The organism is Hymenobacter monticola (assembly GCF_022811645.1).
Taxonomy (GTDB): domain Bacteria; phylum Bacteroidota; class Bacteroidia; order Cytophagales; family Hymenobacteraceae; genus Hymenobacter; species Hymenobacter monticola.
Map to the genome: position 1 here is coordinate 2,242,598 of NZ_CP094534.1, position 14,353 is coordinate 2,256,950.

Here is a 14,353-nt window from a genome sequence, read left to right on the forward strand (position 1 = left end):
GGTTCGGGCCCGCGTCGTTGGGCGAGGCGGACTTAACCGGGTTTGCCGGCTGGAACATTGAAAATTTGGGGCGATGCGGGGCTTGCTGGGCAAGCCACACTACTACCGAAAACAGACTTTATGAATCGATATTTGATATTCACGGCGTGGTTGGGCTTGGTGCTGGGCAGCTATTCGGCGGCCCAGGCCCAGACGAAAGCGGCGCCCGGTACCGCGCCGGCCGCCGCGGCCCCGCGCTACAAAGTGGGTACCCTGGCCACCGACCCGGCGCAGTACATCCTCGACGCGCAAAGCATGATGGCCGCCACCCGCAACGCGGGCGCCATGGCCGCGGCTGCCCGCTTAAAGGAGCTTTGGGGCACCAACCGCCTCACTTCCTCGCAGCAAGCGCGCATCGTGGCCTTGTCGCAGGTGATGCTGACCCAGCATTTCCGGCCGCGGCCGCATTTCGAGAACCTGTTCGGCGCCATTGTGGGCGGGGCCACCACGGCCAAGCTCAGCGACGCGCAAATGGACCAGTACCTCGACGTGCTGGGCCAGACCCTGCAAAAGGAAGCGCCGCAGGAAACCGAGAAGTTCATCACGTCCACCAACCGCTACCTCAACGGCGGCTACCTCTACCGCACGGGCTTCAACTCGCTGCGGGCGGTGGGCGGCACCGTGTCGTTTGCGTACTCGCCCATCGCAGCGCCGGCTTCCAACCTCGACTTTGGCAGCGCCACACCGGCGGCACCCAAAGAGGAGCCGCTGCCCGCCGCACCCAAGCCGGCCGCTAAGAAGCCCGCTGCCGCCAAGCCGGTGGCCAAACCCGCCGCCAAGCCTGCACCCAAAAAGAAAGCCAGCAGCAGCGGCTGGGACACGGCCGATTTGTGGTCATCGCCCTCGGGCGGCGGCTGGGGCGATGCCGACGACGGCTGGGGCGCGCCCGTGAAGAAAAAAGCACCGGCCAAAAAGCCCGTGGCCAAAGCCGCGCCCGCCACCAAAGCCAGCCCGGCCGCCACCAAAACGCCTTCGGCCTCGGAAGTGGCCGCCAAGGCCGCCGATTTTGAGACGCCCACCGCCAGCTTCACGCCCTCGGCCACGCCGTATGAAGAGTACCTGGCGCCGCCGGTTCGCGGGGCCGTGCTGGTCATCAAGGACGCTGATTTGTTTATGGCTTCGGCCGGCGACTCGGTGTTCATTAAGAAGGTGAGTGGCACGGCGGTGCCCAATTCCAGCCGCTTTATCGGCACGGGGGGGCAATTTGTCTGGTCCATCAACAGCAATCTGGTAACGGCCGAGCTGGCGGGCTTTGACTTCGACCTGAGCAAGCCCGAGTTCACGGCGCAGCCTGTGACGCTGACCTACCCGGCCGTGCTGGAGGCCCCCGTGAAGGGTGCCCTCAGCTACAAGGCCGTGCGTCGCAAGCCCGGCCAGACCGACAACGGCTACCCGCGCTTCATCTCGCTCACCAACGACGCCCGCATTAAGAGCTTGGGCGATAACATCAAGTACCGCGGCGGCCTGTCGATGGCGGGCAGCAAGGTGCTGAGCGCGGCCCTCGACGGCTCGCTTTCGAACCTCACGGTGAGCCTCGACGGCAAGCCCAAGTTCAAGGCCGCCTCCCGGGCCTACGTGCTCGGCGACTCGCTGATTACGGCCAGCCGCGCCGCCGTCACCATCTACGAAGGCGCCAAGGACTCGGTGACGCACCCCGGCGCGCAGCTCAAGTACTCGAAGGCCAAGCAGCAGCTCAAGCTCTCGCGCGAAGAGGGCTTATATAAGAACACGCCCTACAGCGACTCCTACCACCAGATGGAAATCCGGACGCAGGCCCTGACCTGGAACCTGCACCAGCCCACGGTGAATTTTGAGGTGCTTTCGTCGAAAAACCAGCAGTCGGCTGATTTCGAGAGCAAGGAATTCTTCACCAACAACCGCTACCAGCAGCTTAAGAGCATCAACCGGCTGCACCCGCTGCAGATGCTGGTGGGCTACAGCCAGGCCCACGGTAATGCGAAAACCATCAACGTGAGCGACCTGGCCCGCGACCTGCAAACCTCGGAAGACAACATGCGCAGCGCCGCCTCGGGCCTGACGCGCGACGGCTACGTGGCCTGGAACGCCCAAACCGGCGAGGTCACCATTCTGCCCAAGGGCTTCCACTACGTGGCCTCGGCCCGCGACAAGAAGGACTACGACCACATTGCCATCAAGTCGTTGTCGGGCTCGGGACGCAATGCCACGCTCAACCTGAACACCAACGAGCTGCTGGTGCGCGGCGTGGAGCGCTTCAACTTCTCCGACGACTCGGCCACGGTATTCGTGAAACCGGACAGTGCCATCATTCGCATCCAGAAAAACCGCAACATTGATTTCGGCGGCACGGTGGTGGCCTCAGCCATGCGCTTCAAGGGGCGCGAGTTCAAGTTCGACTACGACGGCTTCTACGTCGACATGGCCAAGATTGACTCCATTGTGATTCGCAGCGAGGCCAAGGACGCCAAGGGCAAGCCCACCGGCAAACGCGCCGATTTTGCTCTTACCAACAAGGGCAAGACGTCGAGCGGCCGCCTCTACCTGAACGACCCCAAGAACAAGTCGGGCCGCAAGAAAAAGCCGCAGTATCCCTCGTTTGATTCCAAAACCGGCTCCAACGTGTTTTTCGGCAAGCAGGACGTACTGGGCGGCGCCTACGACTCCACGATGGTGTTCGACATTCCGCCCTTCAAGCTCGATTCGCTCAACGGCATCGGCAAAACGGCGTCGGGCTTCGATGGCACCTTCCGCAGCGGCGGCATTCTGCCCGATATCAAGACCAAGCTCACGGTGCAGGAAGACGGCTCGCTGGGCTTCACCTACGACGTGCCCAAGGACGGCTTCCCGCTCTACAAGGGCCGGGGCCGGGTGTTCAACAAGGTGAAGATGGACGGCAAGGGCCTGCAGGCCGATGGTACCGTAACGTACCAGTCGGGCACGTTTACCTCGAACAGCTTCGTGTTCTACCGCGACTCGGTGGTGGCCGTGGGCAAAACCGGCTCCATCGCCGCCAAGAAAACCGCCACGGCCGACATTCCAAAGATGACCCTGCCCACCGGCTACCTCATGAACTGGAATGTGAAACAGGACTCGATGTACCTGGCCACGCCGGCCAGCGGCGAGGCCATCAAGCTCTATTCGGGACCCGTGGACCCCAAAACCAAAACGGCCTCAGGCTACAGCTTCAAAGGCACGGCCTTGCTGACGCCGCGCAACGCGGGCGGCAGCGGCCGGCTGGACGGGCCGCAGTCCTTCATCAAGTCGCCGGAGTTCACCTTCAAAACCGACAGCTACTCGGGGCGCAATGCTGCGCTCAGCGTGAAATCGGCCGAGACGAACAAGCCGGCCCTCACGGCCAACGACGTAGCCTTTGAGTACAACCTGCAGAAGGGCTACGCCGACTTCAAGCGCGAAGAGGGCAGCAAGGCCAGCATCGACCTGCCGTACTCCAAGTTCAAGACCACGCTGAGCGACGGCCACTGGGACTTCAAGAAAAAGCAGGTAAAGCTGCGCGTGGCGGCCAATTCCGACTCCACCAGGTCGTACTTCTACTCCACCAACCCCGACCAGCAGGGCTTGAAATTTAAGGCAGCCACCGCCACCTACGACCTGGCCAAATACCGCATGCAGGTAGGCGGCGTGCCCTACATCGCCTCGGCCGATGCCTGGGTGTATCCGGACTCGGGCAAGGTGAGCATCGGGGCCAACGGCAAGCTGCAGCGCTTCCGGAATGCCACGGTGGTGCTCGACTCGCTGGCCAAGTTCCACCGCCTGAGCAAGGGCGCCATTGAAGTGGTGTCGAAAACGACCTTCACCGGCACCGCCGAGTACACCTTCAAAACGGCGCGCGACTCGGTGGCTTTGCGCTTCTCTAACTTCCAGGCCGACTCCGGCGCCGTGGCCGGCACCCGCAAGGGCAAGGGCCTGCTGAGCCGCAAGCCCAAGCCCGCCGCCGACGGCGAAACACCCGCCGGCCCGGCCACCGTGGCCACGGCCGTGGTGAACGCCAACAGCAAGTTCCAGCTCACGCCGCGCATCGGCTACCGCGGCAACGTGCAGCTGAACTCGCAGCGCCGCGGCTTCGCCTTCGATGGTCAGGTGCAGCTGCAGTTTGGCAAAAACCGCGCGTCGGCCGAGTGGATTGCGGTGAAGGACTCCATCGACCCGAAAAACTTTAGTCTGAGCCTGCAGGACATCAAAACCGAGGACGGCACGCCGCTCATGACGGGCCTGTTCGTGTCGGACCAGAGCAACAAGGTGTACCCGCTCTACGCCGCCACCGTGCCCAACAACACCGACATTCCGCTCTTCAAGGTGGATGGCAAGCTGCGCTACGACGACCGCAAGGGCATCTACAGCATCTCGCGCCGCGACCTGGAAGACGTGAACGCCTACGAGGGCGCGGCCATGACCTACACCGACGAGACGAACTCGCTCAGCTTCCGCGGGCCGATGTCGTTCATTGGCGGCAGCAAGGACTACAAGATGGTGGCCAGCGGCGTGGGCACCGCCAACCCCGACAGCGCCCGCTACTCGGTAGACGCCCTGCTGGGCCTCGACATCAACATGCCGGCCAAAGCCATTGAGGCCATGGGCGCCGACCTAGCCCGCGTCACCAAGGGTTCGGCCGAGGCCCAGGACGGCTCCACTAACGAGCTCTACAAGCTGGCCCAGTTCATTGGCGACAAAGGCGCCGAGGGCTACGCCGGCCACCCCGGCGGGGCCGAGTCCATCATGAAGCTCTCGCCCAAGCTGGTGCACACCATCTTGCTGAGCAAGGTGAACCTGCGCTGGAGCGAGAAAAAGCGCGCCTGGTACTCGGTGGGCCCCATTGGGCTGGCCGGCGTGGGCAAAACGTCGCTCAACGCGCTGGTGAATGGCCACGTGGAAATCCGCCGCGAAAACTCGACCGACGTGGTAGAGCTGTACCTGGAGCCCGAGCCCCAGACCTGGTATTACCTAAAATACGCCAACAACCTGTTGCTAGCCAAAGCCTCGAACGAAAGCTTCGACGGCGAGATTGGCGGCAAGCAGAAAGGCGACTACCAGACGGCCACCGCCTACGGCACCTTCCTGGGTGAATTCTCCGACGTGGACAACTTCCGTTCGCACTTCCAGAAGGACTACCTGGGCCAGAGCGGCAAGCTGGCTGCCCGTCCGGCCGCCCCGGTGCCTACCGGCAACTTCGACAACTTCGAGGACAAGAAGAAAAAGAAGAAGGGCAAGAACGACGACCCCTTCGGCAGTGAAGACGCCAGCGCCAACCCCGGCAGCGCCCCCGCCGATGCCGCCCCGGCCGCCAGCAAGAAGGCGAAGAAGAAAAAAGACAACGACCCCTTTGGCGATGGCGCCGTGGACGAGCCCGCCCCCGCGCCGGTGACCAAGGAAAAAACCAAAGACAAGGAAAAAGCCGCCGAGCCCGCTGCCGCTGACTCCCCGGCTCCCGAGCCTAAAAAGGAGAAAGCCAAGGAAAAAGCTGCTGACCCTGCTCCTGCCGCCGATGCTCCCGCTACCGAGCCCGACGCCGCGCAGTCTAAGAAAGACGCCGAGCGCGAAGCCAAGGAAGCCGAAAAGCGGAAAAAGGAGGAAGAAAAAGCCGCCAAAGCCGCCGAAAAGGCTAAGCAGGAGGAGGAAAAGCGCAAGAAGAAAAACGAAAACGACCCCTTCGGGGACAGCTAGCACGTCACTCCCCCTCGTTACCAAGGAGGAGACATTTCAGCGAAGCTGAAATTGGGGTAGTTGAATCGTTGAACGATGCCCGAACGAAGCCAACGCGCCGTTCATCCATCGTTCCACGACTCAACCACCCCAATTTTGCTTTCAGCAAAATATCCCCTCCTTTGCAAGGAGGGGAGTACCGCCGCCCTACATTTATCCCCGCATGCACTATCTCTACATCGCCCTCGCCTTCCTCGCCGCCTATCTGCTCGGCTCCGTCCCCACGGCCCTGTGGGTAGGCCGCCGCTTCTTCAACCTCGCCGACATCCGGGAGCACGGCTCCGGCAACGCGGGCGCCACCAACACCTTTCGGGTGCTGGGCCCCAAGGCGGGCTCCTTCGTTTTGTTCGTGGATGCGCTGAAGGGCTTCGTGGCGGCGTTTTTCCTGCCGCAGTGGCTGGTGGCGCAGGGTGCCATCGCACCCGAGCACGAGCTGTATTACCGCCTGGCCTGTGGCGCCCTGGCCGTGGTGGGGCACATCTACCCCGTGTTTGCGCAGTTTCGGGGCGGCAAGGGCGTGGCCACTATCCTGGGCATGATGCTGGGCGTGGCCCCGGCCACGGTGGGCGTGTGCATCCTCGTCTTCATCGTGATGCTGCTCTTGTTCCGCTACGTGTCGCTGGCCTCCATGACGGCGGGCGTGTGCTTCGCGCTGCTGCAGCTGCTGCCGCAGTTCCGGCCGCAGCAGCCGTTTCTAATTTATGTGGGTTTCGTGCTGGCGGCGCTGCTCATCTACACCCACCGGGCCAACATTGGTCGGCTGCGCGCCGGGACGGAGAGCCGCGTACCGCTGCCGTGGGCGAAATAGGTAAAGCCAAATGCAATGGTTGCCAATTGTCGCGTTAGGGGAACATGACCAATTCTCAGCGTGTGCTTCGACTTATCAGTACCATACTATTCATCATTTCAGGCGGCGGATTGGCGATTGTGCTGTTTTATGTCCTGTTTAAAGTTTTTTCTGAATAAACGCGGAGAAAATTGAGCTGGCCGCGCCCGGCGCCACCCCGTATAGCCAAGCTCCACCAGTCACGCCTTGCCCGATGCTACGTCCCCTCGTTTTGGCCGTGTGCGGCCTGCTACTGATGCGCCCGGCCGCGGCCCAAACCACTCCACCGCCCACCGCCGGCCGCACAATTACGGCGCCCGTGGGCTACAACTGGCAGCTGCTGCCCGAAGTAAACGCGGCTGTGCTCAAGCCCTTCACCTGGAACTACAAGGCCGAGGCCAGCCGCGACGCGCAGGCCTATTTCGTGACGCGCGAAAGGATTATGCCCGGCAAGCAGTTTAAAACCGGGCTTTCGCTGAACGTGGTGCGGCGCATCAGCGCCCGGGCCAAGCAGCCGGCTGATGCCTACGCCCGGGCTTTCGCAGCCCGCAGCGGGCGCGGGGCCGGGCAGCAGGTGCTGGCCCAGGAAACCAAGGCGCAGGGGCCACTGCGCCTCTACGGCGTGCGCTACCGCGTGGCCAACAGCGGGGCCGACGCCAAAATCATTCAGCAGTGGGCCATTGCCAATACCGCCACCGATACCTTCTACCTGCTGCTTTTCGAAAGCCCCGAGAAAGACTGGCCGCTGGCCTGCAAATTCGGCCAGGAAATGATAAAGCAGATTCGACTCGATGCGAAAGTGTAGCGGGTGCTAGCTTCGCCGGTATGTTCCGTTTCATCTTCGCCGTGGTGGCCGTGCTGCTGGCGCTGCCCGCCGCCGCGCAACGCTACAACACCAAGCTGACGGCCCCACTCGCAGGCTTCAATTGGCAGCCGCTGCCCGAAAGCAAGGCCGCCGCGCTGCTGCCCGCCGGCTGGTACTACAAAGCCGAAGGCGAGAAAAGCGCGCCCACCTACTACCTCACCCAAGAGGAGCTGGGGGAAACCGGCGAGTACCAAACCGGCCTCTCGCTGCAGGTGGTGCGCAAGGCCAAAGCCAAAACCCGCCACGCCGCCCCCGAATACGCCGAGCTGCTGATGATGCGCACCGGTTTCGGCCGCGGCCAGCAGCAGCTGGAGAAAACGGCCGCCACCGAGGGCCCCTGGCACAAGCGCACCGTACGCTACCGCGACGCCCCGCCCGATGCCGAGCCCCGCGTGGTATACCAAATGGCCCTGGCCAACGCCAAAACCGACACGCTCTACCTGCTCACCTTCGAAAGCCCCGAAAAAGAATGGGCCGAGGCTTGGAAGCTGGGCGAAGTGATGGTGCGCGAGCTGGTGCTGGACGCGCGGCAGTGAGCCGGGCCGAAACGTGTACCCCGAAGCTCCTGCTTCGGCTCGCGTCTGCTTCGTTCAACGGGCCGAAGCAGGAGCTTCGGGGTACAAGTTTCGGCCCGGAACCGCCTACTTTTACCGCCGCATTCCCAACCCCTAAAACTTCGCTTCGCATGGCCAATTACCTCGCCGATAATCAAACCCGCTTCCTCGATGAGCTGCTCGACTGGCTCCGCATCCCGTCCGTGTCGGCCGACCCCAAGTTCCACGGCGACGTGCTGCGCGCCGCCGACTACCTCAAAACCCGCCTCGAAGAAGCCGGCGTGCAAAACGTGGAAATCTGCCCCACGGCCGGCAACCCCATTGTGTACGGCGAATACCTCGTGGCTGGCCCCGGCGCCAAAACCGTGCTCGTGTACGGCCACTACGACGTGCAGCCCGCCGACCCCTACGAGCTGTGGACTTCGCCGCCCTTCGAGCCGGTGATTAAGGACGAGAAAATATACGCCCGCGGCGCCTGCGACGACAAAGGCCAGGTGTACATGCACGTGAAAGCCTTCGAGATGATGATGCGCGACGGCCAGGGCGGCGTGCCCTGCAACATCAAGTTCATGTTCGAAGGCGAGGAGGAAATTGGCTCCAACAACCTCGAAATCTTCGTGCGGGCCAACAAGGAGAAGCTCAAGGCCGACGTCATCCTCATCTCCGACACCGGCATCCTGGCCAACGACGTGCCCAGCATCGAGGTGGGCCTGCGCGGCCTGAGCTACCACGAAGTGACCGTGACCGGCCCCAACCGCGACCTGCACTCCGGCCTCTACGGCGGCGCCGTACAAAACCCCATCAACGCCCTGTGCGAGATGATTGCCAGCCTGCACGACGAAAACGGCCACATCACCATCCCCGGCTTCTACGACAACGTGGATGAGCTGAGCGCCGACGAGCGCGCCGAGATGGCCAAAGCCCCGTTTTCGGAAGAGGAGTTCAAGCAAAGCATTGGCCTGCCCGACAGCTACGGTGAGAAAGGCTATAGCAGCATGGAGCGTACCAGCATCCGGCCCACGCTCGACGTAAACGGCATCTGGGGCGGCTACACCGGCGAGGGCGCCAAAACCGTCATCGCCTCGCAGGCCCACGCCAAAATCTCCATGCGCCTGGTGCCCCACCAAACCTCAGCCGAAATCACCGAGAAATTTAAGCGCCACTTCGAAAGCATTGCGCCCCAGGGCGTGACGGTGGAAGTGCGCCCCCACCACGGCGGCGAGCCCGTCGTCACGCCCACCAACTCGGTGGCCTACCGCGCCGCCGCCGATGCCATGGAAACCACCTTCGGCAAGCGCCCGGTGCCCACACGCGGCGGCGGCTCCATCCCCATCGTGGCCATGTTCAAGTCGGAGCTGGGCCTCGATACCGTGTTGCTCGGCTTCGGGCTCGACTCCGACGCCATCCACTCGCCCAACGAGCATTTCGGCGTGTTCAATTTCCTGAAAGGCATCGAAACCATCCCGCACTTCTACCGCAACTACGCGGCCGCCGAGTAAGCGGTGCCCGGTTGAGGCCCACGGCAAAGCCCCGTCCCCGCAAGAGGGCGGGGCTTTACTTTGAACGTTCCGGGGCGGACCGGTCCCGGAAAATGAGGCCGGCGTAGAGCTGGAACACCTGGTTGTGCACATCGGGCTCGCCGGAAACGTTCGAGTAGCTCGCGTAAACGCCGGTGCGCAACACCGAAGTCAGGCCCGCGCAGTAGCGCACGCCCAGCATCAACCCGTTTTCGGCCTGAAAGCCGCCCCCCAAAGCGTAGCCCAGCTCGAACGGCTTGACCTTGCTGCGGTTTTCGTACAGGCTTTGCCCGTTCGATTCGAGGCGGGCGCTGAGGAGGTAGGAAAAAGTGGGGCCGGTTTCGACGAATAAGCCCAGCGGGATGCGCAGCTTGGCCAGCACCGGTACTTCCAGATAGGCCAGACGCTGGTCACCGCTCACATACTGGTTGTTGGGCAGTGGAAAGCCTTGGCTACGGGCGCCTTTTTGCGAGTACAGCAGCTCGCCCTGCACCGAAAACACCGGCCCGAGGGGCAATGCCAGCACCCCGCCGCCGCAGTAGCCGCCTAGGTTGCCATTGCCCACAAACGTGTCGTTGCCCCGGTACTGGGCCAGGCTGCCCCCCAGCTTGAGGCCCACGCGGGGGCGTTGGGCGGCGGCGGGCGGGCTGCCCGCCAGCAGGGTGAGAACAGCGGCCAAAGCCAGCGCGTTGGGCATAAGAAACATTTGAAGGGAAAGGATGCCGCAAATCAAACGCAAAAGCCCGGCTTCCGCAACGGCCGCCGGGCTCTTAAATCAGGACTGAGGCCGGCCGGCTACCGCCCGAACGAATACGTCACGTATAGCTGGAAAGCGCTGTTGCGGATGCTGTTCTGCAGCTTCACATTGCCCACCGTCACGGCTTTCTCGATGTTGGTAAAGCCGCCGTTGTAGCGCAGGCCGATGCCCGGGCCCTTTTTGCGCTGAAAGCCCAGCCCGGCCAGGTAGCCAAAGTCCAGCGAGTTGTAGATGTTTTTGGTGTCGATGGATGCAGTACCCACTTCTTGCTGCGCCCCCACCAGAAAGCCAATCTGCGGGCCGGCTTCAAAGAAAAGCCCGTCGGCGTTCACGTGAAACGCCAGCGGTACATCAACGTAGTGCAGGCGTTTTTTGACATCGGTGAGGTTGGAGACGGAACCCTTCTGCGAGTAGATGATTTCGGGCTGAAACGCGAACATGTCCGTCAGGCCAATATTGGCGAACGCGCCCGCGTGAAATCCCCATATATACTCATCGTTGACGGTCTGCTTGCCAACAAAGCTCGAATACGTTGCGCCCGCCTTCAGGCCAAGCGACACATCTTGTGCCTGCGCGGCACCCGTGAGCCCGGCCAGCAGCGCGAGGGTGAAAAGGGTCTTTTTCATAAGCGAAGTAGATAGGTGATGCCGCAAAGCTACGCCGGCCGCCCTGCGCGTCGGTCCGCCCAGGCACCCTTTCTGCGGCCGGCAAGCACACAAAAGCCCGGTTTCCAGTGCGAAAACCGGGCTTTTGCCGCAAGGGCGTTGCCGTTGTCGGCCTTAGCCGCCAAACGAGTAAGCCAGTACCACCCACACGGCGCTCGACTTGAACTTGCCCGTGCCCAGCACCGTGGAGGCGTTGCTTTTGAAAAGGTTGGAGGCGCCGCCGTCGTAGCGCACGCCCAGCGACGGGCCTGCGCCAAAGCGGTAGCCCACGCCGGCCATGTAGTTGAGCACGACGCTGTTTAGCTCGCTCTTGGTGTCGGCCGCATCCTCGTTCACGGCCTTGATGGGAAAGCCCACTGCCGGGCCCGCCTCAAAAAACAGCCCGTTGAGGCGGTAGCGCACCAGCAGCGGCACGTCGATGGACGTGATGTCACGGTTCAGGCTTTCGTCGTTCGACGTGTCGAAATAGCGCTTGCTGTAGAGCACCTCGGGGTGAAAGCCCACCTTGTCCGACACCTTGAAGTCGGCCGTGAGGCCGGCCTGGTAGGCCGAGTGGGCCACCGACGTGTACTGGTTGTTGCTCAGAATCCGGTCGCGGCCGTAGCCCACCGTTATGCCAAATGTGGTAGCGCTCTGGGCCTGGGCCGCGCCGTAGGCCCCAAGCAGCAGGGCCAGGGTGGTGATGATTTTTTTCATAACAAAGAACAAAGATGAAGATTGGATGAAGCTGATTTTGTGAGAGTTAGCTTTGCAATCCTGTATACTGTGCGTTTTGTAAATGGTTATCATCTTCCCCTTATTGGTGCAAAAAAATCCGGCTTGCTGGCCTAACCGGCAGTGGCCCACTGCCCTGCACCGGAAGTGGGTAGGCATAAAAAAAGGCTGGCGACCCGAGGTCGCCAGCCTTTTCAGCCGGTTCAAAGCAATGAAGCTTATTTGCCCAGCGGCAGCAGGTAGCCTACCTGCAGCGTGAAGGCGTTGTTGAAAGCCTTGGGCTCGTTTTTCGTGTCTTTCGAATCAATCAGCGAGTTGAAGCCTTGGGCGAAGCGCAGGCCCAGGCTCAGGCCGCCCTCGGTTTGGTAGCCCACGCCGGCCACGCCGGCGATGTCGAACTGCGCCAGGTCCGACTTATCGGAACCGCTCTGGAAAGCGCCGGTGTAGTTCTGGAAGGTGCCATTGTCTTCCACTTTGTCTTTGGTGCCGTTGGTGTACTTGGTGGTGGTTTGCTGCTTGTTCTTGGAACCGAACAGGAAGCTCACCTGCGGGCCGAGCTCAAAAAACAGGCCGCCGGCATTGATGCGGGCCAGCAAAGGCACGTCGAGGTAGTGTAGCACGCGCTGCTGCTCAAACTCGATTTTGGAAATGTTGGAGCCGGCTGCAAAGCCAGTGGATTGCTGCGAGTTGATTTCGTATCCCTTGCGGTTGTACAGCAGCTCGGGAGCGAAGGCAAAGAAGCCGTCGCTGCTCAGCGGGATGATGGCACCAACACCCGCGTTGTAGCCCAGCTTATAAGAGCCCAGCTCGGAGTTAAAATTGGGGCCCGCGATTTGGGATACGCTGCTGCCGTTGAGGCTGGAATACGTGGCACCGACTTTCACACCGAGGCGAAAGCCACCGCTGTCCTGCGCGTTGGCAACCGAGATGCTGAATGCCGACAGGGCCAGTACGGCCGCTTTTTTTGCGATGCTGGAGGAGGTAATGGTCATAAAATGGGGGTGGTTAAAAAAAGGTGAAATGGGCAAAAAAGAATAGATGATACTCTCAATGAATTTCCCTTTCAGGCCTGTCCTTATAGCGCATCGAAGGGCCAATAGGTTGCTGAAAAGCAATTAAATTTTGAGGTTAAGTAACTGTTAATGCAATAGTTATGCTTGTTAATGGGCGCGAAGGGATAAGGCCTGCTGCTGGGCCGATGACGCGGTGCGGCAAGCACCTGAAACAACCGTGGTGATTTTATGCTGGCAGACCCATAGTTGCGGTGGGAGGCGGCCCTATCGGGCCCGGCTATTTTCGTTGCTATTTGCCAACTGCTCGTATCGGTGCCGCCCGGCGTTCCGGACGCTTGCAGTGAAGTTCCAGAGGCACTATACTGATGGGAATGGAAAAGGGTTGTGCCAGTGGTAGGGGCACCGCCCGGCTGGCCCGGCTGGTTGCACTGCAAGGCAAACGAAGTCAGGCCGCTACTGCGTGGGCACAGGGCCAAAAAAAGACGACGGGCAGAAGTGGGCCAAACGCTGGCGGCGCGTCGTAATTTTGAAGCCAGTGAGCTAGGAGCCTATGAAGTTTCGTTTGTTTAAGACTGTTTTGGTCGGGTTAATGTTGTGGAGCGGTGCCACTGTGGCGCAAGCGCAGAGCTCAGACACCACCGTGGCCGCCGCCCCGCCCCGGGCTCCGCTGGTGGTGGGGGCCTACGCGCAGGGCAGCATCATCATGGCGCACACCTACGCCATCCGGCACCTGGTGGCCTCGCACCCCACGGGCTTCGAAATCAACCTGCAGCGCCAGACCACCGGCGCAGCACCCTGGCACGGCTGGTACAAGTACCCCAAAATTGGCTTGGCGCTCACCTACTACGATTTTCACAATCCCATCCTGGGCCACGCGTTTTCGGCCAGCCCTTACATCAGCAAGACGTTTTCGCGCGGGCCCAAGCACGATTTCAGCTTCCGACTGGGCGCGGGGCTGGCCTACCTCACCAACCCCTACAGCCAGGAAACCAACCACAAAAACACCATCGCCAGCTCGGCCCTGAACGCCACGCTGCAGTTCCGGTTCGAGTACGACTACGCCCTCACGCCGCACCTGGGCCTGCTGGTGGGCGCCGGCCTGAACCACTACTCCAACGGCGCCACCTCCAAGCCCAACTTCGGCGTGAACCTGCCCTCGCTGGTGCTGGGCCTGAACTACCACGAGCAGCGCCACCCCGCCCAAACCAACCCCAACGCGCCGGCGCCCGAAGACGTGGGCAAGCTGTTCTACAACGTGAGCACCAGCCTGGGCTACAAGCAGCGCTCCGAAGGCGACAAGCAGAAATACTTGGTGAACTCCGTGACGCTGGCCGTAGGCCGGCGCATGAACCGCAAATCCAACCTGCTGCTCGGGGTCGAAGGCTTCAACGACCGCAGCCTGAAAGCCACCCTGGATGATACCACTCGCGCCGGCCTTAAGCAGCCCGACGTGAAAAAGGCGGGCGTATTCATCGGCCACGAACTGCTATTTGGGCGGCTGGCGTTCGACTCGCACCTGGGCTTCTACGTGTACGCGCCCTACAAATCGAGCACGCCCTACTACGAGCGGCTGGGCCTGAAATACCACTTCACCAACCTGCTGTTCGGCGCCGTCGACCTGAAAATCCACCGCGGCGCGGCCGATGTGATTGAGTTTAAAGTAGGGGCGAAGCTGTAGCCGGGCCGCCGCTTCGTCGGGCTGATTG

At 62.0% G+C, this 14,353-nt stretch carries 10 protein-coding genes; 6 read left to right on the forward strand and 4 right to left on the reverse strand.

Translation table 11 applies throughout. The features are described from left to right. The first annotated feature begins 120 nt into the window (after positions 1-120). From MTP16_RS09320 to MTP16_RS09340, 5 genes are all read left to right on the forward strand, one after another. Positions 121-5,697 carry a hypothetical protein gene (locus MTP16_RS09320; RefSeq protein ID WP_243518745.1) on the forward strand — a complete coding sequence of 1,859 codons (5,577 nt, stop codon included), beginning with the start codon at positions 121-123 and terminating at the stop codon, positions 5,695-5,697. Positions 5,698-5,899: 202 nt separating this feature from the next. After that, entirely contained in the window at positions 5,900-6,544 is a 645-nt protein-coding gene (gene plsY, locus MTP16_RS09325) for a glycerol-3-phosphate 1-O-acyltransferase PlsY (protein WP_243518747.1), read from the forward strand. Positions 6,545-6,776: 232 nt separating this feature from the next. Beyond that, positions 6,777-7,367, forward strand: coding sequence for a hypothetical protein (locus MTP16_RS09330; protein ID WP_243518748.1), 591 nt, complete (start codon positions 6,777-6,779; stop codon positions 7,365-7,367). Between the two features lie 20 nt (positions 7,368-7,387). Continuing rightward, positions 7,388-7,963 (forward strand): hypothetical protein, encoded by a 576-nt coding sequence (locus tag MTP16_RS09335; RefSeq protein ID WP_243518751.1) that lies wholly within the window; start codon positions 7,388-7,390, stop codon positions 7,961-7,963. Positions 7,964-8,112: 149 nt separating this feature from the next. Then, on the forward strand, positions 8,113-9,480 hold the full coding sequence (locus MTP16_RS09340; RefSeq protein ID WP_243518754.1) for a dipeptidase: 1,368 nt from the start codon (positions 8,113-8,115) through the stop codon (positions 9,478-9,480). 55 nt (positions 9,481-9,535) lie between these two features. Here MTP16_RS09340 and MTP16_RS09345 read toward each other — a convergent pair whose 3' ends face one another. From MTP16_RS09345 to MTP16_RS09360, 4 genes are all read right to left on the reverse strand, one after another. Beyond that, positions 9,536-10,195 carry a porin family protein gene (locus MTP16_RS09345; protein ID WP_243518756.1) on the reverse strand — a complete coding sequence of 220 codons (660 nt, stop codon included), beginning with the start codon at positions 10,193-10,195 and terminating at the stop codon, positions 9,536-9,538. Between the two features lie 98 nt (positions 10,196-10,293). Next, positions 10,294-10,881 (reverse strand): porin family protein, encoded by a 588-nt coding sequence (locus MTP16_RS09350; RefSeq protein WP_243518758.1) that lies wholly within the window; start codon positions 10,879-10,881, stop codon positions 10,294-10,296. 153 nt (positions 10,882-11,034) lie between these two features. Then, on the reverse strand, positions 11,035-11,616 hold the full coding sequence (locus MTP16_RS09355) for a porin family protein (RefSeq protein ID WP_243518760.1): 582 nt from the start codon (positions 11,614-11,616) through the stop codon (positions 11,035-11,037). Positions 11,617-11,852: 236 nt separating this feature from the next. Continuing rightward, entirely contained in the window at positions 11,853-12,626 is a 774-nt protein-coding gene (locus MTP16_RS09360; protein WP_243518762.1) for a porin family protein, read from the reverse strand. 610 nt (positions 12,627-13,236) lie between these two features. On the opposite strand from MTP16_RS09360, the gene MTP16_RS09365 reads away from it, so the two are divergent. Continuing rightward, positions 13,237-14,325, forward strand: a complete 1,089-nt coding sequence (locus tag MTP16_RS09365) for an acyloxyacyl hydrolase (RefSeq protein ID WP_243518764.1) — start codon at positions 13,237-13,239, stop codon at positions 14,323-14,325. Positions 14,326-14,353 lie beyond the last annotated feature (28 nt).